25 protein-coding genes are annotated in these 24768 nt (G+C 60.6%); 22 read left to right on the top strand and 3 right to left on the bottom strand.

What is annotated here, in order from left to right; all coding sequences use genetic code 11:
* Positions 1 to 12 precede the first annotated feature (12 nt).
* From ACM6I5_RS28830 to ACM6I5_RS28815, 4 genes are all read left to right on the top strand, one after another.
* Entirely contained in the window at positions 13 to 672 is a 660-nt protein-coding gene (locus tag ACM6I5_RS28830; RefSeq protein ID WP_017340134.1) for a transglutaminase-like domain-containing protein, read from the top strand.
* Positions 673 to 715: 43 nt separating this feature from the next.
* On the top strand, positions 716 to 1339 hold the full coding sequence (locus ACM6I5_RS28825) for a glutathione S-transferase family protein (protein WP_414878046.1): 624 nt from the start codon (positions 716 to 718) through the stop codon (positions 1337 to 1339).
* Positions 1340 to 1472: 133 nt separating this feature from the next.
* Positions 1473 to 2405: an ABC transporter ATP-binding protein gene (locus tag ACM6I5_RS28820; RefSeq protein ID WP_017340132.1), complete on the top strand. Its 933-nt coding sequence runs from the start codon at positions 1473 to 1475 to the stop codon at positions 2403 to 2405.
* Positions 2402 to 3181 carry an ABC transporter permease gene (locus ACM6I5_RS28815; RefSeq protein ID WP_008152390.1) on the top strand — a complete coding sequence of 260 codons (780 nt, stop codon included), beginning with the start codon at positions 2402 to 2404 and terminating at the stop codon, positions 3179 to 3181. The genes ACM6I5_RS28820 and ACM6I5_RS28815 overlap by 4 nt, the downstream gene beginning before the upstream one ends.
* 186 nt (positions 3182 to 3367) lie before the next feature.
* Here the strand turns inward: ACM6I5_RS28815 and ACM6I5_RS28810 are convergent, their stop codons facing one another.
* Complete coding sequence (locus ACM6I5_RS28810; protein ID WP_414885147.1) at positions 3368 to 3886, bottom strand: DUF2062 domain-containing protein; 519 nt, start codon at positions 3884 to 3886, stop codon at positions 3368 to 3370.
* Between the two features lie 136 nt (positions 3887 to 4022).
* Between ACM6I5_RS28810 and ACM6I5_RS28805 the strand changes: the two genes are divergently transcribed.
* The 12 genes from ACM6I5_RS28805 (at position 4023) to ACM6I5_RS28750 (ending at position 15481) form a co-directional block, all read left to right on the top strand.
* Entirely contained in the window at positions 4023 to 6245 is a 2223-nt protein-coding gene (locus tag ACM6I5_RS28805) for a DNA internalization-related competence protein ComEC/Rec2 (RefSeq protein WP_414885146.1), read from the top strand.
* A 98-nt stretch (positions 6246 to 6343) separates the two neighbouring features.
* Entirely contained in the window at positions 6344 to 6982 is a 639-nt protein-coding gene (locus tag ACM6I5_RS28800) for a MotA/TolQ/ExbB proton channel family protein (RefSeq protein ID WP_017340129.1), read from the top strand.
* Positions 6979 to 7410 (top strand): ExbD/TolR family protein, encoded by a 432-nt coding sequence (locus ACM6I5_RS28795; RefSeq protein WP_414878048.1) that lies wholly within the window; start codon positions 6979 to 6981, stop codon positions 7408 to 7410. The genes ACM6I5_RS28800 and ACM6I5_RS28795 overlap by 4 nt, the downstream gene beginning before the upstream one ends.
* A complete protein-coding gene (gene lpxK, locus ACM6I5_RS28790; protein WP_017340127.1) occupies positions 7410 to 8420 on the top strand; it encodes a tetraacyldisaccharide 4'-kinase in 1011 nt (336 codons plus the stop codon). Before ACM6I5_RS28795 ends, lpxK begins: the two co-directional genes overlap by 1 nt.
* Before the next feature lie 24 nt (positions 8421 to 8444).
* Positions 8445 to 8630 (top strand): Trm112 family protein, encoded by a 186-nt coding sequence (locus tag ACM6I5_RS28785; protein WP_007945752.1) that lies wholly within the window; start codon positions 8445 to 8447, stop codon positions 8628 to 8630.
* On the top strand, positions 8627 to 9391 hold the full coding sequence (kdsB, locus tag ACM6I5_RS28780) for a 3-deoxy-manno-octulosonate cytidylyltransferase (protein ID WP_414885145.1): 765 nt from the start codon (positions 8627 to 8629) through the stop codon (positions 9389 to 9391). Before ACM6I5_RS28785 ends, kdsB begins: the two co-directional genes overlap by 4 nt.
* Positions 9391 to 9855 (top strand): low molecular weight protein-tyrosine-phosphatase, encoded by a 465-nt coding sequence (locus ACM6I5_RS28775; protein ID WP_017340125.1) that lies wholly within the window; start codon positions 9391 to 9393, stop codon positions 9853 to 9855. The genes kdsB and ACM6I5_RS28775 overlap by 1 nt, the downstream gene beginning before the upstream one ends.
* Complete coding sequence (gene murB / locus ACM6I5_RS28770) at positions 9852 to 10871, top strand: UDP-N-acetylmuramate dehydrogenase (protein WP_017340124.1); 1020 nt, start codon at positions 9852 to 9854, stop codon at positions 10869 to 10871. Before ACM6I5_RS28775 ends, murB begins: the two co-directional genes overlap by 4 nt.
* Before the next feature lie 245 nt (positions 10872 to 11116).
* Positions 11117 to 11587, top strand: coding sequence for a (2Fe-2S)-binding protein (locus ACM6I5_RS28765; RefSeq protein ID WP_017340123.1), 471 nt, complete (start codon positions 11117 to 11119; stop codon positions 11585 to 11587).
* Complete coding sequence (locus tag ACM6I5_RS28760) at positions 11584 to 13905, top strand: molybdopterin cofactor-binding domain-containing protein (protein WP_414885144.1); 2322 nt, start codon at positions 11584 to 11586, stop codon at positions 13903 to 13905. The genes ACM6I5_RS28765 and ACM6I5_RS28760 overlap by 4 nt, the downstream gene beginning before the upstream one ends.
* The gene (locus ACM6I5_RS28755; protein WP_017340121.1) at positions 13905 to 14888 is read left to right on the top strand and encodes an XdhC family protein; all 984 of its coding nucleotides are present in this window, start codon (positions 13905 to 13907) and stop codon (positions 14886 to 14888) included. The genes ACM6I5_RS28760 and ACM6I5_RS28755 overlap by 1 nt, the downstream gene beginning before the upstream one ends.
* A complete protein-coding gene (locus ACM6I5_RS28750) occupies positions 14885 to 15481 on the top strand; it encodes a nucleotidyltransferase family protein (protein ID WP_414885143.1) in 597 nt (198 codons plus the stop codon). The genes ACM6I5_RS28755 and ACM6I5_RS28750 overlap by 4 nt, the downstream gene beginning before the upstream one ends.
* 170 nt (positions 15482 to 15651) lie before the next feature.
* On the opposite strand, the gene rne is transcribed toward ACM6I5_RS28750, so the two are convergent.
* Complete coding sequence (rne, locus tag ACM6I5_RS28745; RefSeq protein ID WP_414885142.1) at positions 15652 to 18882, bottom strand: ribonuclease E; 3231 nt, start codon at positions 18880 to 18882, stop codon at positions 15652 to 15654.
* 701 nt (positions 18883 to 19583) lie between these two features.
* On the opposite strand from rne, the gene rluC reads away from it, so the two are divergent.
* The 3 genes from rluC to sppA are packed head-to-tail and all read left to right on the top strand — an operon-like array spanning position 19584 to position 22209.
* Positions 19584 to 20546, top strand: coding sequence for a 23S rRNA pseudouridine(955/2504/2580) synthase RluC (rluC, locus tag ACM6I5_RS28740; protein WP_414885141.1), 963 nt, complete (start codon positions 19584 to 19586; stop codon positions 20544 to 20546).
* Entirely contained in the window at positions 20533 to 21195 is a 663-nt protein-coding gene (locus ACM6I5_RS28735) for an HAD-IA family hydrolase (protein WP_414885140.1), read from the top strand. Before rluC ends, ACM6I5_RS28735 begins: the two co-directional genes overlap by 14 nt.
* 24 nt (positions 21196 to 21219) lie before the next feature.
* Positions 21220 to 22209, top strand: a complete 990-nt coding sequence (sppA, locus tag ACM6I5_RS28730) for a signal peptide peptidase SppA (protein ID WP_017340116.1) — start codon at positions 21220 to 21222, stop codon at positions 22207 to 22209.
* A gap of 95 nt (positions 22210 to 22304) precedes the next feature.
* Here the strand turns inward: sppA and ACM6I5_RS28725 are convergent, their stop codons facing one another.
* Positions 22305 to 22883 (bottom strand): Maf family protein, encoded by a 579-nt coding sequence (locus tag ACM6I5_RS28725; protein ID WP_017340115.1) that lies wholly within the window; start codon positions 22881 to 22883, stop codon positions 22305 to 22307.
* A 105-nt stretch (positions 22884 to 22988) separates the two neighbouring features.
* Here ACM6I5_RS28725 and ACM6I5_RS28720 point away from each other — a divergent pair, with 105 nt between their 5' ends.
* From ACM6I5_RS28720 to plsX, 3 genes are read left to right on the top strand one after another with little or no spacing between them, the layout of a single operon-like run.
* Positions 22989 to 23516 (top strand): YceD family protein, encoded by a 528-nt coding sequence (locus ACM6I5_RS28720; protein WP_017340114.1) that lies wholly within the window; start codon positions 22989 to 22991, stop codon positions 23514 to 23516.
* A gap of 13 nt (positions 23517 to 23529) precedes the next feature.
* Positions 23530 to 23712, top strand: coding sequence for a 50S ribosomal protein L32 (gene rpmF / locus ACM6I5_RS28715; RefSeq protein WP_003179396.1), 183 nt, complete (start codon positions 23530 to 23532; stop codon positions 23710 to 23712).
* Positions 23713 to 23716: 4 nt separating this feature from the next.
* The gene (gene plsX, locus ACM6I5_RS28710) at positions 23717 to 24727 is read left to right on the top strand and encodes a phosphate acyltransferase PlsX (protein WP_080995167.1); all 1011 of its coding nucleotides are present in this window, start codon (positions 23717 to 23719) and stop codon (positions 24725 to 24727) included.
* Positions 24728 to 24768: the final 41 nt, after the last annotated feature.

Here is a 24768-nt window from a genome sequence, read left to right as displayed (position 1 = left end):
GAGATTGTTCTCATGCACGAGTATCTGCGTCCCGGCCGCTTCATCGATAGTGACCACCTGTCGGTGGTGGAGTTCGCCGAAAAACATCGTGGCAGTCACCGCGACCCCCTCGAGCAGGCGATCAATCTTTATTACGCGGTGCGCGAGGCCGTACGTTACAACCCCTATACGTTCAGCCGCGATCCAGACACCTTGCGTGGCAGTTATGCGCTGGAGGCCGGTGAAAGTTATTGCGTGCCCAAAGCCACGCTGCTGGCCGGTGCGGCCCGGCACTGCGGGATTCCCGCGCGGATCGGTCTGGCAGATGTGCGCAATCATTTGTCGACCCCGCGTTTGCTGGAATTGCTCAAGAGCGACGTGTTCGCCATGCATGGTTATACAGAGTTGTACCTGAACGATCGCTGGGTCAAAGCTACGCCGGCGTTCAACCAGAAGCTCTGCGAACTGTTCAACGTGGCGCCGCTGGAATTCGACGGGATCAACGACAGTGTTTTCCACCCCTTCAATCGCGACGGCGAGCAATTGATGGAATACCTGATCGATCACGGCCAGTTCACCGACGTGCCGGAAACGTTCTTTTTCGAGCACCTGGAAAAGTGCTACCCGCATCTGTTCAGCGAACAGCTGCCGCCGCTGCTGGGTGACATGCAGAGCGATTTGAGTCGCGCCTGATCCGGCGTATGCTGCCTGCGCATTCATCCATAAAGAGGCGGTCATGCTGAAAATCTGGGGTCGGAAAAATTCGTCGAATGTCAGAAAACCTTTGTGGGCCGCCGAGGAACTGGGCCTGGCCTATGAGGCCATCGATGCGGGCGGCGCCTTTGGGGTCGTCGACACGCCGGAGTACCGCGCGATGAACCCCAATGGCCGTGTGCCGGTCATCGAGGACGACGGTTTCGTGCTGTGGGAATCCAACGCCATCGTTCGTTACCTGATGGCTCTGCACGCCAGCGGCACTGCCTGGTACCCGGAAAATCTTCAAGCCCGCGCTACAGCTGACAAATGGATGGACTGGACCACTTCAAGTTTTGCCGGCCCGTTTCGTACTGTGTTCTGGGGTGTCTTGCGCACGCCGGAAGACCAGCAGGACTGGCCGTCAATCAACGCCGCTATCAAAGAGTGCGAAGGTTTGCTGGCGATGGCCGATCAGGCACTGGCGGCCAAACCGTACTTGTCAGGCGATGAAATCGGCATGGGCGACATTCCTCTCGGCAGCTTCATTTATGCCTGGTTCGAGATGCCGATCGAGCGTGCGTCACAGCCTCATCTGGAGGCCTGGTATGCGCGACTGAAGCAGCGTCCGGCGTACAGGAAAGCCGTCATGACCGCGTTGACTTAATACTCACTATCGACACGCTTGACTGTACTTGTGTGGCGGTGACAAGCACCATTGCGCTCATGCGCCGCGGTTGCATTGTTCGCCGCCCGCCCTTATTGATCCCTTTCTTCCCTTCTTGGTGCATAAATCCGATATGAGTTCCGCTCTGTCCATCCGGCAGCTAACCAAAACCTACGGCAACGGTTTCCAGGCCCTGAGTGGTATCGATCTGGACGTCGCCGAAGGTGACTTTTTCGCTTTGCTCGGCCCGAACGGCGCCGGCAAATCCACGACCATCGGCATTCTTTCGACCCTGGTGAACAAGACCAGCGGCACGGTGAACGTCTTCGGTCACGACCTGGACAAAGAGCCGGCGGCGCTCAAGCGTTGCATTGGCGTGGTGCCCCAGGAATTCAACTTCAACCAGTTCGAAAAAACGTTCGACATCGTCGTGACCCAGGCGGGTTACTACGGCATCCCGCCGAAAATCGCCAAGGAACGCGCCGAACAGTACCTGACCCAGCTCGGGCTGTGGGACAAGCGCGATGTGCCATCGCGTTCGCTGTCCGGTGGCATGAAGCGTCGACTGATGATCGCCCGCGCGCTGGTTCACGAACCGCGCCTGCTGATCCTCGACGAACCGACGGCGGGGGTGGATATCGAACTGCGTCGTTCGATGTGGACGTTCCTGACAGAGCTGAACCAGAAGGGCATCACCATCATCCTCACCACGCACTATCTGGAAGAGGCTGAGCAGTTGTGCCGCAATATCGGCATCATCGATCACGGCACCATCGTCGAGAACACCAGCATGAAACAGCTGCTCGGCCAGTTGCATGTGGAAACCTTCCTGCTCGACACGAAAAACACATTGAGCGTTGCGCCGCAGTTGCTGGGTTACCCGACCCGGTTGCTCGACGCTCATACCCTTGAGGTCCAGGTCGACAAGTCCATGGGCATCACCGCGCTGTTCACTCAACTGGCGCAGCAGAACATCGAAGTGTTGAGCCTGCGTAACAAAACCAATCGCCTCGAGGAGTTGTTCGTGTCCCTGGTGGAGAAAAATCTGTCGAAGGTGGCGGTATGAGTTCGGAGCTGCAACCCAACCTCGTCGCGCTCAATACCATCGTTTACCGTGAGGTCAAACGCTTCACCCGGATCTGGCCGCAGACGCTTCTGCCGCCGGCGATCACGATGGTTTTGTACTTCGTGATCTTCGGTAACCTGATTGGCCGGCAGATCGGTGACATGGGTGGTTTCACCTACATGGAATACATCGTGCCGGGGCTGATCATGATGTCGGTGATCACCAACTCCTATGGCAACGTGGTGTCGAGTTTCTTCGGCAGCAAGTTCCAGCGTTCCATCGAAGAGTTGATGGTGTCGCCGGTGTCGCCGCATACGATCCTGATCGGCTATACCCTGGGTGGCGTGCTGCGCGGGTTGATGGTCGGGCTGATCGTGACGCTGTTGTCGCTGTTCTTCACTCAGTTGCAGGTGCATCACCTGGGCGTGACCATTCTGGTGGTGGTGCTGACGGCAACGATCTTCTCTCTCCTGGGGTTCATCAATGCGGTGTTTGCGCGCAATTTTGATGATATTTCGATCATCCCGACGTTTGTGCTGACGCCGCTGACTTACCTGGGCGGGGTGTTTTACTCGATCTCGTTGTTGCCGCCGTTCTGGCAGACGGTGTCGTTGGCGAATCCGGTGCTGCATATGGTCAATGCGTTCCGCTACGGGATTCTTGGGGTTTCGGATATCCGGATCAGTGTGGCGATCACGTTCATGCTGGTGGCGACGGTGGTGCTGTATATCGGGTGTGCGCGATTGTTGGTGAGTGGGCGGGGGATGCGTACTTAAGCGTACATATCCGTTGCTGCGGTAACGGCTGATTACGGTTTCGCCCTTACGGCGAGTCACTTGGAGAAGCGCCAAGTAACCCGCCGTAAAGGCGGAACCAATAGCAGCCATTACCGAAGAAACGGATATGTACCCCAAGCCAGTCCACCAACAAAGGCCTCCCAACGCGGAGGCCTTTTTTAACATTCACGACATCCGTTTTTTCTTCCGCCGAGCCCACTGCCGACTCACCCACCACCGCCAATACATCATCACCAGGCAATAGGCGAGGGCGCCCAATACCAGCCCCACCACCACCGAACCCAGCAAAAACGGCTGCCAGAGCGTAGAGAGTTCGCCGCTGATCCATTCCCAGGTCAACTCATCCGGCAAATGACGAGCCGGCACATCCATCAGCCACGCCCCAGTCTGATAGGTACAAAAGAACACCGCTGGCATGGTAATCGGGTTAGTCAGCCACACCAGACTGACAGCAATCGGCATGTTGCCCCGCACGACGATGGCGAGGACGGCCGCCACCAGCATCTGCAATGGAATGGGCAGGAACGCCGCGAACAAACCCACCGCCATGGCCCGCGCGACCGAGTGACGGTTGAGGTGCCAGAGGTTCGGGTCATGCAGCAGAGTGCCGAGAAAGCGTAAGGATTTGTGTTCCCTGATGCTGGTCGGGTCTGGCATGTAACGTTTGAATAAGCGCCGGGGCATAGGGCTTCTCGGTCGGTTAAGGCGGCAAGTATGTCTGGATTCTATGAGCCGCCCATTCAGACTTTGTGACAATTAATAACGATGCGCGTGCCATGAGCCGGCTATGCCTAGGGTGTGGACTCTCAAGGACGGGCTTATGCGCACAGGGATGATGGCGCTGGCGTTGGGTCTGCTGGCCCTGCGTTTTTTGCCGGTGTTACCGCCGGTCTGGTTATGGCTGGTGTTGCCTGTAGTGGGATTGATGGTGCTTCCGTTCCGGACGTATCCAGTGGCTTTTTTCCTGTTCGGCTTCAGTTGGGCGGGCGCGAATGCGCAGTGGGCGCTGGATGATCGACTGTCGGCGAATCTCGATGGCGAAACCCGTTGGGTCGAAGGCCGGGTGACGGGGTTGCCGCAGAATAATGAAGGTGTTGTGCGTTTCGAGTTGGTGGACGCCCGGTCGCGACAGGCAAAAGTGCCTTCACTGATGCGCCTGGCCTGGTACGACGGACCACCGGTCAACAGTGGCGAACGCTGGCGGCTGGCGGTGAAATTGAAGCGTCCTGCCGGGCTGCTCAATCCCCATGCCTTCGATTACGACGCCTGGCTGCTGGCGCAACGCATCGCTGCAACCGGGACCGTCAAGGATGGCCAGCGTCTTGCCGAAGCCCGGTGGGCCTGGCGTGACGGCATCCGCCAACGCTTGCAAGCCGTGGACGCTCAGGGGCGAACCGGTGCACTGACGGCGCTGGTGCTGGGGGATGGCGCCGGGCTTGGCCGCGAGGACTGGCAGGTGTTGCAAGACACCGGCACCGTGCATCTGCTGGTGATTTCCGGGCAGCACGTCGGTCTGCTGGCAGGCGTGGTGTATCTGCTGATCGCCGGGCTGGCTCGCTACGGTATGTGGCCGAATCGCTTGCCGTGGCTGCCATGGGCGTGCGGACTGGCATTCGTCGCTGCCCTTGGTTACGGACTGCTGGCAGGATTCGAAGTACCGGTGCGGCGAGCCTGCGTAATGATCGGGCTGGTGCTGTTGTGGCGCCTGCGATTTCGCCACCTCGGTGCCTGGTGGCCGTTGTTGCTGGCGCTCAACGCGGTGTTGGTGCTGGATCCGCTGGTGAGTCTGCAACCGGGTTTCTGGTTGTCCTTCGCGGCGGTGGCGGTGTTGATCTTCACCTTCGGCGGGCGCCTTGGCCCTTGGCGGTGGTGGCAAACCTGGACCCGTGCCCAATGGCTGATCGCAATCGGCCTGGGCCCGCTGCTGCTGGTGCTGGGACTGCCGATCAGTCTCAGCGGGCCGGTCGCCAATCTGCTTGCAGTGCCCTGGATCAGTTTGCTGGTCTTGCCGCCAGCGTTGCTGGGGACCCTGTTGTTACCGCTGCCTTATGTGGGCGAGGGGTTGCTGTGGCTGGCGGGCGGGTTGATCGACTGGCTGTTCAAGGGCCTTGGGCTGATGGCTGGCCAATTGCCCGCGTGGGTGCCCGTGGCGATTCCATTGGGGACATGGGCATTGGGCTCCCTCGGCGCGTTTCTGTTGTTGATGCCGCGTGGCGTACCGCTGCGCCCGCTGGGGTGGCCGCTGTTGCTGTTGCTGGTTTTTCCACCCCGGCCACTGTTGCCAGAGGGGATCGCCGAAGTCTGGCAACTGGATGTCGGTCAGGGGTTGGCTATCCTGGTGCGGACTCGCCATCACACGCTGTTGTATGACACCGGCCCGCGCTTCGGCGACTTCGACCTCGGCGAGCGAGTGGTGCTGCCCACCTTGCACAAACTGGGCGTGGACGGACTCGACCTGATGTTGCTCAGCCACGCCGATGCCGATCACGCCGGCGGTGCGCGAGCGGTTGCCCTGGGCTTGCCGGTGACGCGAGTGCTCAGCGGCGACCCCGTGGCCTTGCCCGTCGAATTGCACGCCGAGGCCTGCGAGAGTGGCCGGCAATGGACGTGGGACGACGTGAGGTTTCAGCTCTGGCAATGGCCTTCTGCCTCGGACAGCAATCAAAAATCCTGCGTCCTGCAGATCGAAGCCAATGGCGAACGCATGCTGCTGACGGGGGATATCGACAGCGCCGCCGAACGGGCCCTGCTTGACAGTCCGCTGGCCGTGCCCACCGACTGGTTGCAGGCGCCGCACCATGGCAGCCGCAGTTCGTCGTCGATGGCGCTGCTTGCCGCGTTGCAGCCCAAAGCGGTGCTGATCTCGCGCGGCAACGGCAATTCCTTCGGTCATCCGCATCCTACGGTCATGGCCCGTTATAAAAAACGCGGCATGGCGATCCATGACAGCGCCGAGCAGGGCGCCATTCGTCTGCACCTCGGACGCTTCACGCCAGCATGGACAATGCGTCAGGAACGGCGTTTCTGGCGCTCCCTGCCATAACCGCACGTTATTAAAGCCCGACCGGATGCGACATCACGGTCTTCGGTGCGCCACCCCCCTATGTTAGAGTGGCGCACTTTTTCGAGGGGACTGTCACTGTGTGGGAATTGGTCAAATCCGGCGGCTGGATGATGCTGCCGATCATTCTGAGTTCCATCGCGGCCATGGCGATCGTCGCCGAGCGTCTGTGGACCCTGCGTGCCAGCCGTGTGACCCCGGAGCATCTGCTCGGGCAGGTCTGGGTGTGGATCAAGGACAAGCAACTCAATAAAGAAAAACTCAAGGAACTGCGTGCCAACTCGCCGCTGGGCGAGATTCTGGCGGCGGGCCTGGCCAACTCCAAACATGGTCGCGAGATCATGAAAGAGTGCATCGAAGAAGCCGCCGCGCGGGTGATTCACGAGCTCGAGCGCTACATCAACGCCCTCGGCACCATCGCCGCGATGGCGCCGTTGCTGGGGCTGTTGGGCACGGTGTTGGGCATGATCGATATTTTCAGCGCGTTCATGGGCACGGGCATGGGCACCAACGCTGCGGTGCTGGCCGGTGGTATTTCCAAGGCCTTGATCACCACGGCCGCAGGCCTGATGGTCGGTATCCCGGCGGTATTCTTCCACCGTTTCCTGCAACGCCGCATCGATGAGCTGGTGGTGGGCATGGAGCAGGAAGCGATCAAGTTGGTCGAGGTGGTGCAGGGTGATCGTGACGTGGACCTGGCTGAGGGCAAAAGAGCGTGAAATTCCGCCGCAAACCGCGGGAAACGGTCGACATCAACCTCGCGTCGCTCATCGACGTGGTGTTTATCCTGCTGCTGTTTTTCGTCGTGACCACCACTTTCACCCGTGAAACCCAGTTGCGCGTCGATCTGCCGGAAGCGGTCAGCGGTTCGCCTGCCGAAGACCAGCAGGTCAAACACCTGGATGTCGCCATCAGTGCCGAAGGCGTGTTCTCGGTGAACAATCAGTTGTTGCCGAAAAATGATCTGGCGACCCTGATGGACGCTTTGCAGAAAGAATCCAACGGTGACACCAACCTGCCACTGTCGATCAGTGCGGACGGCAAGACCCAGCATCAATCGGTCATCATCGCCATGGACGCCGCCGGCAAACTCGGTTTCAGTCACCTGCGCATGACCACAGTCGAGGCGGCGCCGCCCGCGCCCTGATGGCCATGTCCGATCGCTTGCTCGCCGCGTGGTACGCCGGTCATCCGGCCCTGAAGCTGTTGCAGCCATTGGAGTGGCTGTATCGCCGCGTGGTCATGAACAAGCGCAAACGCTTTCTCGCGGGTGAGGGCGAAATTTATCAGCCGCCGGTGCCGTTGATCGTGGTCGGCAACATCACCGTGGGCGGTACAGGCAAGACCCCACTGATTCTGTGGATGATCCAGCATTGCCAGCGCAGCGGTTTGCGGGTCGGCGTGGTCAGTCGTGGTTATGGCGCCAAACCGCCACACCTGCCGTGGCGTGTCGAGGCCGAACAAAGCGCTGATGTGGCAGGCGATGAACCGCTGTTGATCGTCCAGCGCACCGGCGTTCCGTTGATGATCGACCCGGATCGCAGCAGCGCGGTCAAAGCGCTGCTGGCGAGCGAGCCGCTGGACCTGATTCTGTCTGATGACGGCATGCAGCATTACCGGCTGGCGCGGGACCTTGAACTGGTGTTGATCGACGCCGCCCGTGGCCTGGGCAACAAACGTTGCCTGCCCGCCGGACCGTTGCGTGAGCCGGTCGAGCGCCTGCAAAGCGTTGACGCCTTGCTGTACAACGGCGCCTCCGATGATCGCCCGGACGGTTTTGCCTTTCAGTTGCAGCCCACCGAACTGGTCAATCTGCGCAGCGGCGAACGGTGCGCCCTCGATCACTTTCCCGCAGGCCAGGCGCTGCACGCCGTGGCCGGGATCGGCAATCCGCAGCGTTTCTTCACGACCCTCGAAACGCTACACTGGCAGCCAGTCCCGCACGCATTTGCCGACCACGCCGAGTACAGCGTGCAGGCCTTGAATTTCACACCGTCATTGCCGTTGGTGATGACCGAAAAGGACGCGGTGAAGTGCCGTGCCTTCGCCGCCGCCGATTGGTGGTACCTGGCGGTCGATGCTGCGCCATCGCCGGCCTTCGTGGCCTGGTTCGATACGCAGCTGATGCGCCTGTTGCCGGCTCGTCTTTTGCCTTAAACCGTTTTTTTCCAGGGAATGCTCATGGACACCAAATTGCTCGACATCCTCGCTTGCCCGGTCTGCAAAGGCCCGCTCAAGCTCAGCGCCGACAAAACCGAGCTGATCAGCAAGGGCGCCGGCCTGGCCTACCCGATTCGCGATGGCATCCCGGTGATGCTCGAAACCGAAGCCCGCACCCTGACCACTGACGAGCGTCTGGATAAATGACCACAGCCTTCACCGTTGTCATTCCATCGCGTTATGCCTCCACCCGCTTGCCGGGTAAACCGCTGTTGCTGATCGCCGGCAAGCCGATGATCCAGCACGTCTGGGAACAGGCGAGCAAAAGCAGCGCCGAGCGCGTGGTGGTTGCCACCGACGATGCGCGCATTGTCGAGGCGTGCAACGCGTTTGGCGCCGAAGTGGTGCTGACCCGCGAAGATCACAACTCCGGCACTGATCGCCTGGCCGAAGTCGCCGCAAAACTCGGCTTGGCGCCTGACGCCATCGTGGTCAACGTTCAGGGCGACGAACCGTTGATCCCGCCGAGCGTGATCGATCAGGTTGCCGGCAACCTGGCCGCCCACAGCGAAGCGCGCATGGCCACTTTGGCCGAGCCGATCGAAGACGTTGAAACCCTGTTCAACCCCAATGTGGTCAAGGTCGTCAGCGACCTCGATGGCCTTGCGTTGACATTCAGTCGCGCGACGTTGCCGTGGGCCCGGGACGCGTTCGCGAAAAGTCGCGATGCGCTGCCGGAAGGCGTGCCGTATCGCCGCCACATCGGCATTTATGCCTACCGCGCCGGTTTCCTGCATGACTTCGTCAGCTGGGGCCCGTGCTGGCTGGAAAATACCGAATCCCTGGAACAGTTGCGTGCTCTGTGGCACGGCGTGCGAATTCACGTCGCCGACGCATTGATCGCGCCGCCTACCGGCGTTGACACCGTCGAAGACCTCGAGCGCGTTCGTCGCCTGCTGGAGGCCTGATGCGGGTTTTGTTCGTCTGTCTGGGCAACATCTGCCGTTCACCGACGGCCGAAGGTGTACTGCGACATAAATTGCGTGAAGCGGGGCTGGCCGATCAGGTCGAAGTGGCCTCCGCCGGCACCGGCGACTGGCACGTCGGCAGGGCGCCAGACCAGCGCAGCCAGGCGGCGGCCAAACTGCGCGGTTACGACCTGTCCATGCAGCGCGCCCAGCAAGTGACCCGCGCCGATTTCGCCACGTACGATCTGATCCTGGCGATGGACCACAGTAACCTGCACAACCTCAAGTCGATGCAACCGGCCAAGGGCAAGGCCGAGCTGGATCTGTTCCTGCGTCGCTACCAGTCGGATGTCGATGAAGTGCCGGATCCCTACCATGACGGCGACCAGGGGTTCGAGTACGTGCTGGATCTGATCGAGCGCGCGACCGACTTGCTGGTGATCGAATTGAAGGGCCGGTTATGAGTCTGCAGGTTAAACCCCGGGTTTCGCTCAAACCGTTCAATACCTTTGGCGTGGATGTTCAGGCGCGCTTGTTTGCCGAAGCCCGCAGCGATGCCGACGTGCGCGAGGCGCTGGCCTATGCGGCGGAGCATGACGTGCCGCTGCTGGTGATTGGCGGTGGCAGCAATCTGCTGCTGACTGCCGATATCCAGTCGCTGGTGCTGCGCATGGCGACACGCGGGATTCGTATCCTGAGCGACGACGGCAGCAAGGTCGTGATCGAAGCCGAGGCCGGCGAGCCTTGGCATCCGTTCGTGCAACACACGCTGGCACAGGGTCTGTCGGGGCTGGAAAACCTCAGCCTGATCCCCGGCACCGTTGGCGCTGCGCCGATGCAGAACATCGGTGCCTACGGCGTGGAGATCAAGGACGTGTTCGCCGGTCTGACGGCTCTGGATCGCCAGACCGGCGAGTTGCGGGACTTCACGCTGGCCGAGTGCAACTTCGCTTATCGCGACAGCTTGTTCAAACAGGAGCCGGGACGCTGGTTGATCCTGCGGGTCCGGTTCGCCCTCGACCGCGCCGCGCCTTTGCATCTGGAATACGGCCCGGTGCGTCAGCGCTTGACCGAGCAAGGCATCGATCACCCGACCGCCACCGACGTCAGCCGCGCAATTTGCAGCATCCGCAATGAAAAACTCCCGGATCCGGCGGTGCTTGGTAATGCCGGCAGTTTCTTCAAGAACCCCTTGGTCTCGGCTGCGCTGGTCGCTCAGCTCAAAGGCGAATACCCGGATCTGGTGGCCTACGCGCAACCCGACGGGCAAATGAAGCTGGCCGCAGGGTGGCTGATCGAACGGGCAGGGTGGAAAGGTTTTCGCGAGGCCGACGCTGGCGTGCATAAATTGCAGGCGCTGGTGCTGGTCAACTACGGGGCTGCGACCGGCCTGCAGTTGTTGAACCTGGCACAACGCATTCAAAAAGACATTTCCGAACGCTTCCACGTGGATCTGGAAATGGAGCCCAATCGGTATTGAGGCTAAGCTTTCAAGAGTCATTTAAAGCCCTGCACATCTTCGATTGTGCAGGGCTTTTTTGTTAATGCTGGGTTAACTTAGCCACCTAACGATGCAAGTATTTGCTTCACCAAAGGCCCGATGCAGACGTTCCTGTTCGCATAAGAGAGCCTCATTAGCCTGAGTCGATCTGCGTGATGCCAACCGCTCATTTCCCAGCGGCAGATTGCTCGACCCCATCACCCTATAAATATGCGGGCGTGCCCATGATTACCCTGAAGCTCAATGGTCAAGATCACTCACTCGATGTCACCGAGGACATGCCGCTGCTCTGGGCTATCCGCGACGTGGCCGGTTATAACGGCACCAAGTTCGGCTGCGGCATGGGCCTGTGCGGCGCCTGCACCATTCATATCGAAGGCGCCCCGGCGCGCAGCTGCATCACGCCGATCGGTTCGGTGATCGGCCAGAACGTCACCACCATCGACAATCTGCACGCGGACCCGGTCGGGCAAATCGTCCAGCAAGCCTGGCTCGATACTGCCGTCGCCCAGTGCGGTTACTGCCAGGGCGGGCAGATCATGTCCGCCACTGCACTGCTCAAGACCAACCCGAACCCAAGCGACGAACAGATCGAAGAGGCGATGGTCGGCAATATTTGCCGCTGCGGCACTTACAACCGTATCAAGACCGCCATCCGCCAGGCATCCACCCACCTGAAGGAGGCCAAGGCATGAGCCAGTTACCGAATGATTTCGCCCTGAGCAACCTCAGTCGCCGTGGCTTTCTTAAAGGCGTCGGTGCCACCAGTGCGCTGGTTATCGCCGCGAGTTGGGGCTGGCAGGACGCCTTTGCTGCCGAGAAAGAAAAGAAATTCGGCGCCGACGGCATGCCCAACGGCTGGATCGATGATCCGAAGGTTTACGTCAGCATCGCCGCTGATGGCACAGTGACGGTGGTCTGCAACCGCTCGGAGATGGGCCAGGGCGTGCGCACCAGTCTGACTATGGTGGTGGCCGATGAGCTGGACGCCGACTGGGCGTTGGTGAAAGTACAGCAGGCGCCGGGCGACGAAGTGCGTTTCGGCAACCAGGACACCGACGGTTCACGCAGCATGCGCCACTGGTACGAACCGATGCGCCGTTGCGGTGCCGCCGCGCGAACCATGCTCGAACAAGCCGCCGCCGAGCAGTGGAAAGTCCCGGTTGGCGAATGCCATGCGCAACTGCACAAAGTCATCCACAAACCGACCGGGCGTGAGCTGGGTTACGGCGCGCTGGCCGCGGCTGCCAGTGCGTTGGCGGTACCGGCGCGCGACAGTTTGCGGCTCAAGGAGCCTTCGCAGTTCCGCTACATCGGCAAGGAAGGCACCAAAGCCATCGACGGTGCAGACATCGTGAATGGTCGCGCAATCTATGGCGCCGACGTGCATTTCGACGGCATGCTTTACGCCACCATCGCGCGTCCGTCGGTCTATGGCGGCAAGGTCAAATCCGTGGATGACAGCGCCGCGCTGAAAGTCCCGGGGGTGATCAAGGTCATCCAGATCGAAGGCCGTCCGCTGCCCTCGGAGTTCCAGCCGTTGGGTGGCGTGGCCGTGGTGGCCAGCAACACCTGGGCGGCAATCAAGGGCCGCGACGCGCTTAAAATCGAATGGGACGACGGCCCCAACGCCAGTTACGACTCGATCGCCTACCGTAAGGAAATTGAAGCCGCGTCGCTCAAACCCGGCAAAGTCGTGCGCAATACCGGCAACATCGATGAGGCCATGGGCAGCGCCAACAGTACCCTCGAAGCCTCCTACTATCTGCCGCACCTGACGCAAGCGCCGATGGAACCGATGGTCGCCATCGCACGCTTCAAAGATGGCGTGTGCGAAGCCTGGGCACCGAGCCAGGCGCCGCAGGTCACCCGTGAACGAATCGGCGAGCGCCTGGGCATTCCGTTCGATAACGTCACCTTTAACGTTACTCTGCTTGGCGGTGGTTTCGGTCGCAAGTCCAAGCCGGACTTCATCATCGAAGCGGCGATCCTTGCCAAGGAATTCCCCGGCAAGGCGGTGCGGGTGCAGTGGACGCGTGAAGACGACATCCACTGCTCCTATTTCCACACTGTGTCGGCCGAGTACCTGAAAGCCAGTCTGAACAAGGACGGCCTGCCGTCCGGCTGGCTGCATCGTACTGTGGCGCCGAGCATCACCGCGCTGTTCGCACCGGGCATGAACCACGAGGCCGCTTTCGAGCTGGGCATGGGCTTTACCAACATGGCTTACGCGATTCCCAACGTGCGCCTGGAGAATCCGGAAGCGGCGATTCATACGCGGGTTGGCTGGTATCGCTCGGTGTCGAACATCCCTCATGGCTTTGCGATTCAAAGCTTTGTCGATGAACTGGCGCACAAGGCTGGCGAAGATCCGCTGAAGTACCAGATCAGCTTGCTCGGCCCGGACCGTCAGATCGATCCGCGCACCTTGAGTGAAGAGTGGAACTACGGCGAGTCGCCCGAGCGCTATCCGATCGATACCGGGCGCATGCGCACGGTGCTGGAAACCGCTGCCAAAGCCGCGGGCTGGGGACGGCAGTTGCCGAAGGGTCGAGGCCTGGGGCTGGCGGTGCATTACAGCTTCGTCACCTATGTGGCGGCGGTGATCGAGGTCGAAGTCAAAGACGACGGCACATTGATCGTGCACAAGGCCGATATTGCCGTGGATTGCGGCCCGCAGATCAACCCGGAGCGGATTCGCTCGCAGTTCGAGGGTGCCTGCGTGATGGGCCTGGGCAACGCGGTACTGGGCGAAATCAGCTTCAAGGACGGCAAGGTCCAGCAGGACAACTTCCACATGTACGAAGTGGCGCGCATGTCCCTGGCGCCGAAGGAAGTCGCCGTGCATCTGGTGACGCCACCGGGCAATGTGCCGCTGGGCGGTGTCGGCGAACCGGGCGTGCCGCCGATCGCGCCCGCGCTGTGCAATGCCATCTTTGCCGCCACCGGCAAACGTATCCGCAACCTGCCGGTTCGCTATCAGTTGCAAGGTTGGCAGAAGGCTGAGGCCTGATGGACAGCGTCGATCTGAACGTCCTGCGCAGCGTGCTGGAATGGCGCCGCGCCGGTCAGCGGGTGGTGTTGTACAGCGTGGTCCAGACCTGGGGCACCGCGCCCCGGGCACCTGGCGCCATGCTGGCCTTGCGCGAAGATGGCGTGGTGATCGGTTCGGTGTCCGGCGGGTGTGTCGAGGATGATCTGATTGCCCGGTTGCACGATGGGCGGATTCCGGCTGACGGGCCGCCGGTGCAACTGATCACGTACGGCGTTACCCGCGAGGAGGCCGCACGCTTTGGTTTGCCGTGTGGCGGCACCTTGCGCCTCACCGAGGAACGCGTCGGTGACCCCGCCTGGGTCGCCCAATTGCTGGCGCGTTGCGAGGCCCATGAAATCGTTGCGCGCTCGCTGGATATTGCAACCGGCGAGGTGGTGTTACAGCCGGCGAACAAGAGCGATGTGCTGAGTTTCGACAGTCACACGTTGCGTGCGATCTATGGTCCGCGCTGGCGCTTGTTGCTGATCGGTGCGGGGCAACTGTCCCGCTATGTCGCCGAGATGGCGCGGCTGCTGGATTTCGAAGTGCTGATCTGCGACCCACGCACCGAATTCGTCTACGGCTGGGAAGAACAGCACGGTCGCTTTGTCCCCGGCATGCCCGACGAAGCGGTGTTGAACATCCAGACCGATGAACGCACCGCCATCGTTGCGCTGACCCACGATCCGCGCCTGGATGACATGGCGTTGCTCACGGCCCTCGACTCCCGGGCCTTTTATGTCGGCGCGCTGGGCTCGCGGGTCAACAGCCTGAAGCGCCGGGATAACCTGGCTCAGCTAGGCTTGTCACAAGAGGCCATCGAGCGTTTGCACGGGCCGATCGGTCTCCACATCGGCAGCCATTCCCCGGCGGAAATCGCCTTGTCGTTGCTGGCCGAAATCGTGGCGATCAAGAACGGCGTCGAACTGAAACAAAAGAAGCCGCTGCGGGAGGAGGTATGAGTGAGGCAATCGGCGCCATCGTGTTGGCGGCGGGGCAGGGCGACCGGTTTCGGCAGGTGGCGGGCGCCGACAAGGATAAGCTGTTGGCGGACTGTACGGGACGCGATGGCGCCGTTCGTTCGGTGATCGAGCAGGTGCTGGTGAGTTTGCCAGCCAGCCTTGAGAAGCGCGTTCTGGTCACTACTGCAGACCGCCCGCAAGTGATTCGCTTGGCCAAGGCTTATGGTGTCGAGGTTGTGCTGATCGAGTCGACCGGCATGGGCGACAGCATTGCGGCCGGGGTGTCAGCGTGCTCGCAGCTCGATGGCTGGTTGATTGTATTGGGGGATATGCCGTTTATTTTGCCTTCCAGTATCGCGCAGGTGGTGGCGGGGATTGCGGATGACTCTGTCAGTGTGCCGGTGCATCAAGGTGAGTATGGGCATCCGGTGGGCTTCGGTCGCAACTTCGGGCCGGGGCTGATGGCGTTGTCCGGTGATCATGGAGCCCGGCCGCTGTTTGCGCAGGGGCGAGTATGGGAAGTGACAGTCGATGATCCCGGTGTGATGTGGGATGTGGATGTGCCTGAATCACTGATCTTCAAACCTGCATAAATCCCCTGTGGGAGCGAGCCTGCTCGCGATGGCGGTGGGTCAGCTTGCATCAATGTTGAATGTTAAATCGCAATCGCGAGCAGGCTCGCTCCCACAGGGGGCGGTGGATTCGAAGACATAAAAAAGCCCCGCCTGGATCACCAGGCGGGGCTTTTTAGTGGCCGATGGAATCAGACGAGGGGTTTAGGCTCGTGTTCTTTTTCCAGGGCTTGCTCGTGTTGCTCTACCGCTTCCTGAACGGAGCGCGGTGCTTCGGCGATCACGGACTCAACGGGCTCGGCAGTGACTTCAGCAGCCGGGGCAGGAGCAGCCTCGGCGACTTCAGCCACAACAGGTGCCACTTCGACAGCGACCGGAGCAGCAGCGGCAGCCTGTTCGGCTTCCTTCTGCAGGCGCTCTTCTTCACGCTTGCGACGACGCACTTCACGCGGGTCGTTTGGCGCGCGGCCACTTGGCGTCAGGGCGCTGACAGGAGCAGCTTCAGCGGCGGGAGCAGCCACTTCAGCGACAACCGGCGCTTCAACCACTGGAGCGGGTTCGGCAGCAGCCACTACTGGCTCGGAAACCGTGACTTCAGTCGTTTCGCTCTCAGCGACTGGCGCTGGAGCTGGCGTTTCGGCAACAGCTGGCTCGGCAACCCAGTTGAACGCAGTTTGCTCTTCGCGAACTTCACGAACCGTTTCGGTCACGGTTTCAGCAACGGTTTCAGCAACCGGTTCTGCAACCACGGCAGGCGCTTCAGCAACGAAGGCCGGTTCCGCGGCAGCTTCAACCTGAGGCTGTGCTTCTTGAGCGGGTGCCACTTCGATTTCCGGAGCGGAAGTTGCTTCTACAGGTGTCGTTGCTTCAACGACTGGCGCTTCTGGAGCAGTTTCCAGTGTGGCAGCAGTGGCGCGTTCGGCTTGCTCGTTGGCTTGTGCTTCGGCCGGAGCGCTGATCACGCTGCTGGCAACGGCTGCGGTTACAGCCAGGCCGGCGGCCAGATCGGCAGCGCTTGGCGCTTCGCGGCTTTCGCCCGCTTCGCTACCTTCAGCGGATTCCGATTCTTCCGAACCTTCGATCACATTGCCGTTGGCATCGCGTTGACGCTCGCGACGGTTGCTGCGACGACGCTGGCCACGGGAGCGGCGGCGTGGACGATCGCCTTCGGCGCCTTCCTGACCGTCTTCCTGCAGTTGCTCTTCGTTGCCGGTCAGTTCTTCTTCGGCAACAGCGGCAGCGGCTTGCTCTGCACGTGGTTGACGCTCTTCACGCGGTGGACGTGGGGCACGTTCTTCGCGTGGCTGACGGGCTGGACGCTCTTCAGCGGTAGCCGCAGCGGCCGGAGCCGTGGCATCCAGAGGTTCACGCAGTTCACGAACCCGCTCTTCACGCTCGCCACGTGGCTTGCGATCTTCGCGAGGTGCGCGCGGTGCACGTTCTTCACGAGGGGCGCGCGGTGCGCGTTCTTCACGTGGAGCGCGTTCTTCGCGAGCGACTGCCGGGGTTTCTTCGCGGGCTTCACGCGGCTCACGTGGTGCGCGTTCTTCACGCGGTGCACGTTCCTCGCGAGGCTTGCGCTCTTCATCGCGGCGACCGTTACGGTTGCGGCTCTGCTGGCGACCGTTGCGACGCTCTTCGTTGCGGGCCGGACGCTCGGTGGTCGCCGGTTTTTCAACCACAACCGGAGCGGCAGGCTCTTCTTTGGTAGCGAACAGGCTGACCAGCGACTTCACCAGGCCCTTGAACAGGCTTGGCTCTGGCGCGACGGCCGGCGCAGCCACCGGAGCGGCGACGACTTCGGTCGGAACCGGAGCGTTGGCGCGGGCCGGAGCAGTCTTGACCGCGGCTTCCTGGCGAACCAGGGTGCGGGTCGCAGCGGCTGGCTGGACTTCTTCGACTTCGGCTGCGGCAGCAGCGATTTCGTAGCTGGACTGGCCGACCGCGGCTTCCGGGCTGTCATCACGCAGGCGCTGAACTTCGAAGTGCGGCGTCTCGAGGTGATCGTTCGGCAGAATGACGATGCGGGCGCGGGTGCGCAGTTCGATCTTGGTGATCGAGTTGCGTTTTTCGTTGAGCAGGAAGGCTGCAACCGGAATCGGCACTTGGGCGCGGACTTCGGCGGTGCGGTCTTTCAGTGCTTCTTCTTCGATCAGGCGCAGGATCGCCAGCGACAGCGATTCAACATCACGGATGATGCCGGTGCCATTGCAGCGCGGGCAGACGATGCCGCTGCTTTCGCCGAGCGATGGACGCAGGCGCTGACGGGACATTTCCAGCAGGCCGAAGCGCGAGATGCGACCGACTTGCACGCGAGCGCGGTCGGCTTCCAGGCATTCGCGGACTTTCTCTTCCACGGCGCGCTGGTTCTTGGCAGGGGTCATGTCGATGAAGTCGATGACGATCAGGCCGCCGATGTCACGCAAGCGCAACTGACGGGCGATTTCTTCGGCGGCTTCAAGGTTGGTCTGCAGGGCGGTTTCTTCGATGTCGCTGCCTTTGGTGGCGCGCGCCGAGTTGATGTCGATGGACACCAGGGCTTCGGTCGGATCGATAACGATGGAACCGCCGGAAGGCAGTTCAACGACGCGCTGGAAAGCGGTCTCGATCTGGCTTTCGATCTGGAAACGGTTGAACAGCGGAACGCTGTCTTCGTACAGCTTGATCTTGCTGGCGTACTGCGGCATCACCTGGCGGATGAAGGTCAGGGCTTCGTCCTGGGCTTCAACGCTGTCGATCAGTACTTCGCCGATGTCCTGGCGCAGGTAATCGCGGATGGCGCGGATGATCACGTTGCTTTCCTGGTAGATCAGGAATGGCGCGGAACGATCCAGCGAGGCTTCTTTGATGGCGGTCCAGAGTTGCAGCAGGTAATCGAGGTCCCACTGCATTTCTTCGCTGCTGCGGCCCAGGCCGGCAGTACGCACGATCAGGCCCATGTCGGCCGGGGCAACCAGACCGTTCAGGGCTTCACGCAGTTCGTTGCGCTCTTCGCCTTCGATGCGACGGGAGATACCGCCGGCACGCGGGTTGTTCGGCATCAGCACCAGGTAACGACCGGCCAGGCTGATGAAGGTGGTCAGGGCGGCGCCCTTGTTGCCACGTTCTTCTTTTTCGACCTGAACGATGACTTCCTGGCCTTCGCTCAGGACGTCCTTGATGTTGACGCGGCCTTCAGGGGCTTTCTTGAAGTATTCGCGGGAGATTTCTTTGAGGGGCAGGAAGCCGTGGCGCTCGGAGCCGAAATCGACAAAGGCAGCCTCAAGGCTTGGTTCGATGCGAGTAATCCGGCCTTTATATATGTTGGCCTTCTTCTGCTCGCGTGCACCGGATTCGATGTCCAGGTCGTAGAGGCGTTGGCCATCTACCAGTGCAACACGCAACTCTTCGGGTTGAGTTGCGTTAATCAGCATTCTTTTCATGTAGTACCGTCGGTTTCCGGGCTGCCGGAAACGGCGTTCGGCACACACGACTTCTCACGGTCGGTGTCAGGTGCGTCGGGAGTGGTTGGCCATTCCCGTGTCCAGCGAAGTCCGGCCAATGTGGGCCTTCATCGCGACGTACGCGTCCTGCTTGCTGTGGCTACTTAAGCACTCAGTCAGGAGGAGGAATCAACCAGTGGCTGTGGACGAGATGAAGCGTCTTGATAAAGCCTATTGCTACACAGTCCAGCGGTTGTGCATCTCCACCCTACACGTATCCCTGATAATTCGGGTGCTGCCGCGCGCAGAATCCGCAGCGGGTTGGCATTTACCGTGAGCTCCGAAAGGGGAGGTCACGCATCATGGCTAATTTAGGCGGTGTTTCCGAAGCGTTCGCTCGGGGTCATTCGCAGCTGACTGCACTTTGTGAACTGGCCGTGAATATTGGCTCGCGTAGCGAGTGAAAACTCTGCTTTGCGGCGTGATTCAGGCCTTATGTCACCTGCGCTCGTTACACCTGCAAACTCCACCGTTACGTAGCGAAAGCCCCGTAGGACGGCCTCGCGTCCTGGTGAATTGCATTGGTCAGGGCCGGTTTTTGACCGTTGGTCCGCTGTCCAGGCCGCTTTTGGCGGCGTTCGCGACTATAGCAGTAATGATTAAGTGCTTCAATTCCATAAAAAATTGATATCATCCGCGGCATGACGACTACTGCCCCTTCGACCCCAGCCGTACAACTGCTGGAGGTCTCGCCGGAATATGCCGGCCAACGTATTGATAACTTCCTTCTCGCTCGGCTTAAAGGCGTGCCCAAGACCTTGATTTACCGCATTTTGCGCAAGGGCGAAGTGCGAGTGAACAAAGGTCGGATCAAGCCCGAATACAAGCTGCAGGCGGGCGATATCGTGCGCGTGCCGCCGGTTCGCGTGCCGGAGCGCGACGAACCGGTGCCCCTGGCCCAGGGTCTGCTGCAACGCCTCGAAGCCTCGATTGTCTTTGAGGACAAGGGGCTGATCGTGATCAACAAGCCTTGCGGCATTGCGGTTCACGGCGGAAGCGGCCTGACTTACGGTGTGATCGAAGCCTTTCGTCAGTTGCGTCCCGATTGCAAGGAGCTCGAGCTGGTTCACCGTCTCGACCGTGACACCTCCGGCCTGCTGATGATCGCCAAGAAGCGCAGCATGCTGCGTCACTTGCACACGGCATTGCGCGGCGATGGCGTCGATAAGCGCTACATGGCGCTGGTCCGTGGTAACTGGGCGGCCTCGATCAAGCAGGTTCGTGCATCACTCGGCAAGAGCAATCTGCGCTCCGGCGAGCGCATGGTCGAGGTCGACGAGGAGGAGGGCAAGGAGTCTGTGACCGTGTTCAAGGTCCTGCGTCGATTCGGCGACTTTGCCACCCTGATCGAAGCCAAGCCGATCACCGGCCGGACTCACCAGATCCGTGTTCACACCTTGCACGCCGGGCACTGCATTGCCGGCGACAGCAAGTACGGCGACGACGATTTCAGCAAGGAAATCCGCGACCTGGGCGGTAAGCGCCTGTTTCTGCACGCCTACATGCTGACCGTGCCTCTGCCGGACGGTGGCGAGCTGAAGTTGCAGGCGCCTGTCGACGAGATGTGGGCAAAAACCGTGGAGCGCCTGAGTGCACCCCTCTGATTACAAGCTGCTGATTTTCGATTGGGACGGCACGCTCGCCGACTCCATTGGTCGGATTGTCGAGGCGATGCACGTCGCGTCCGAGCGTTCCGGCTTCCAGTTGCGCGATGATTTTGCTGTCAAAGGCATCATCGGCCTGGGCCTTCCGGAGGCTATTCGTACGTTGTATCCGGAAATCGGTGACAGCGAACTGGTGGCTTTCCGTCAGCACTATGCCGATCACTACATCGCTTCGGAAGCCGTGCCTTCGCCGTTGTTTGAAGGGGTCGTCGAGTCGATGGAGGCGTTTCGCGCCGAGGGTTATCACTTGGCGGTTGCGACCGGCAAGGCGCGTCGCGGGCTGGATCGCGTGCTGCAGGCGCACGGTTGGGAAGATTATTTCGACATCACTCGTGCGGCCGACGAAACCGCCAGCAAGCCCCATCCGCTGATGCTTGAGCAGATCCTCGCCCATTGCGAGGTTCGCCCGGAGCAAGCGTTGATGGTCGGCGATTCGTCCTTCGACCTGCAGATGGCGCGCAATGCCGGCATGGATTCGGTGGCGGTCAGCTACGGCGCGCAATCAATCGATGCGCTGAAACTGTTTGAACCGGCACTGGCCATCGATCGTTTTTCAGAATTGCATGCCTGGCTGAGTCAGCGGGCCTAATAGATTTTTGCTGGGGTAGATGTCATGACCGACGAATGGAAAGCGCCCGCCAAGGCGAGCGCAGAGAGCGGTGACGAGAAGAGCTGGAAGCTGCTGGAGAAGACCCTGCTGGCCAGCGTGCAGGAGCAGCGCCGGTCGCGGCGTTGGGGGATTTTCTTCAAGCTGCTGACCTTTGTGTATCTGTTTGGCGCGCTGATTCTGTTCACGCCGCTGATGGACATGGAAAAAGCTGCCACGCGCAGCGCCAATTACACTGCGCTGATCGACGTAACGGGCATTATCGCCGACAAGGAGCCCGCCAGCGCTGACAACATCGTCGGCAGCCTGCGTGCCGCCTTCGAGGATGAAAAGGTCAAGGGCGTCATTCTGCGCATCAACAGTCCGGGCGGCAGTCCGGTGCAGTCGGGTTACGTTTATGACGAGATCCGCCGGTTGCGTGGCTTGCACCCGGACACCAAGGTTTACGCGGTGATCTCGGATCTGGGCGCTTCCGGTGCTTATTACATCGCCAGTGCGGCGGATCAGATCTACGCCGACAAGGCGAGTCTGGTGGGCTCCATTGGTGTGACGGCGGCGGGTTACGGGTTTGTCGGCACCATGGAGAAGCTGGGTGTCGAGCGTCGGACCTACACGTCGGGCGAGCACAAGTCGTTCCTCGATCCGTTCCAGCCGCAAAAGCCCGAAGAGACCCGGTTCTGGCAGGGTGTGCTGGATACGACGCACCAGCAGTTCATCAGCAGCGTCAAGAAGGGTCGAGGCGATCGCCTCAAGGACAAGGAGCATCCGGAGCTGTTCTCCGGGTTGGTCTGGTCTGGTGAGCAGGCGTTGCCTCTGGGGTTGATCGATGGTCTGGGCAATGCCAGTTCGGTGGCGCGTGACGTGATTGGCGAGAAGGAGCTCGTTGACTTCACCGTTCAGGAGTCGCCGTTCGATCGCTTCTCGAAGAAACTTGGCGCCAGTGTGGCTGAGCAGTTGGCGATGTGGATGGGTTTTCACGGTCCGTCGCTGCGCTGACTGCCCGCTCGCGTAAAAGATCGCAGTCTTCGGCTGCTCCTGCATGGATTCACGTCCACCTGCAGGAGCTGCCGAAGGCTGCGATCTTTTGCTTTTCAGGGGATTTGCACGCCTTCGGCCAATAGCATATCGATCAGGCGAATCAGCGGCAGCCCGATCAGGCTGGTGGCGTCAGGACCTTCGGTGCTTTGAAACAGGCTCACCCCTAAACCTTCGGCCTTGAAGCTGCCAGCGCAATCGTAGGGCTGTTCGGCGTGCAGGTAGCGTTCGATGCGTGCGGTGTCGAGTGTGCGCATGTGTACGGTGAATGGCACGCAGTCGACCTGGCAGTGTCCGGTCTGGCTATTGAGCAGGGCGAGGCCAGTCAGGAAGGTCACGCTGGCGCCGCTCGAAGCCTGCAACTGTTCACGGGCCTTTTCGAAGGTGTGGGGCTTGCCGATGATTCTGTCGCCGAGCACCGCAACCTGATCGGAACCGATGATCAGATGAGCGCAATGGTCGCCGGCCAGGGCCTGGGCTTTTTCTTTGGCGAGGCGTTTTACCAGCTCGATGGCGGGCTCTCCCGGACGATGGCTTTCATCGATATCCGGCGAGCTGCAAGTGAATGGCAGCTGCAAGCGGGCCAGCAATTCCCGGCGATACACCGAGCTTGAAGCGAGTAATAAAGGCAGCATGCGCATCTCCAGAAGACAGGCGCGAATTCTAGCGAGGCTTCCAGGTGACGGACAGGGCTGAATTTCCTTTGACATGGCCGGGTGCATCCCTATAATGCTGCGCCTATGTTGAATGACCCGATTCCACCTCACGTTGACCCGCGCAAATTGGCTGACCGTGGCACCACCCTTCAAGGTGAACTGCTGCTGGCCGATTTGGAGAGACTCTGCGACCCGCTTTCCGATACTGTCGGTACGGTGCAGGCTAAATTCGTTTTTGAACGAGATGAACGTAAGTCTGTGGTAATCCACAGTTTTATCGACACCGAAGTCAAAATGGTTTGCCAGCGTTGTCTTGAGCTGGTCACCCTGCCGATCCACAGCGAATGCAGTTATGCTGTGGTGAAGGAGGGTGCGAATACCCAGTCGTTGCCGAAAGGTTATGACGTGCTGGAACTGGGCGAAGATCCATTGGATCTGCAGTCACTGATCGAGGAGGAGCTTCTGCTCGCCTTGCCCATTGTGCCTGCTCATCATCCGGAAGAATGCCAGCAGCCGGGGGGTCTCGAAGAGGCCGAACCGAGCGAGGACGAGGTAACGCGGTCCAACCCGTTCAGTGTATTGGCGCAGTTAAAGCGTGACCCAAACGTTTAGGAGTTAATCAATTATGGCTGTTCAGCAGAACAAAAAATCCCGCTCTGCCCGTGACATGCGTCGTTCGCACGACGCTCTCGAGGCTAGCACCCTGTCTGTAGAAAAAACCACCGGTGAAGTTCACCTGCGTCACCACGTATCGCCAGAAGGCGTATACCGTGGCCGTAAAGTGATCGACAAGGGCGCTGACGAGTAATCACTTGTCCGCTCAAGTCATCGCGATTGACGCAATGGGCGGGGACTTCGGTCCCCGCAGCATTGTTCAGGCCAGCCTCGCTTGTCTGAATGCTACGCCCTCGCTGCACCTGACCCTTGTCGGTCAACCCTCCCTTCTTGAAGAATTGATCGCTGGCCAATCGGCTGTGGATCGCTCGCGCCTGTCGATTGCACCGGCGTCCGAAGTCATCACCATGGATGAAAAGCCTGCCCAGGCCTTGCGCGGCAAGCCCGATTCGTCAATGCGCGTGGCGCTCGAGTTGTTGCGTGACGGCAAGGTCCAGGCCTGCGTCAGCGCCGGCAATACCGGCGCGCTGATGGCTTTGTCGCGGTTTGTGCTAAAGACCTTGCCGGGCATTGATCGGCCGGCCATGGTCGCGGCGATTCCGACGCAGAAGGGTTATTGCCAGTTGCTCGATCTGGGGGCCAACGTCGATTGCAGTGCCGAGCATCTGTTGCAGTTTGCGGTCATGGGGTCGGTCGCTGCAGAAACCCTCGGTATCGTTCGCCCGCGTGTTGCGTTGCTGAACATCGGCACCGAAGACATCAAGGGTAATCAGCAGGTCAAGTTGGCGGCGACCTTGTTGCAAAGTGCTCGCGGCATCAACTACATCGGTTTTGTCGAAGGTGACGGCTTGTACCGGGGCGAAGCGGATGTGGTGGTGTGCGACGGCTTCGTCGGCAATATCCTGCTCAAGTCCAGCGAAGGGTTGGCGACCATGATCTCGGCTCGGATCGAAGCCCTGTTCAAAAAAAACCTGGCCTCAAAAGTAATCGGTGCAATGGCGCTGCCACTGATGAAACGCCTGCAAGCGGACCTGGCGCCCGCGCGGCATAACGGTGCAAGTTTTCTGGGTTTGCAGGGGATTGTGGTGAAAAGTCACGGTTCTGCAGGGGTTCAGGGTTTCCAGAGCGCCATCTCGCGAGCCTTGATCGAGATTCAGGAAAACCTGCCGGAACGGATTCACGGTCGTCTGGAGGATTTGTTGCTTTAGGCATTTTCGTCGGACAATGCTTAAATGTGACCGCTCAGTTC

The sequence above is a fragment of the Pseudomonas sp. IT-P171 genome (assembly GCF_949767765.1).
Lineage (GTDB): Bacteria > Pseudomonadota > Gammaproteobacteria > Pseudomonadales > Pseudomonadaceae > Aquipseudomonas > Aquipseudomonas fluorescens_B.
Note: the sequence above shows the minus strand (reverse complement) of the source record. Positions and strands in the feature narration are given on the sequence as shown.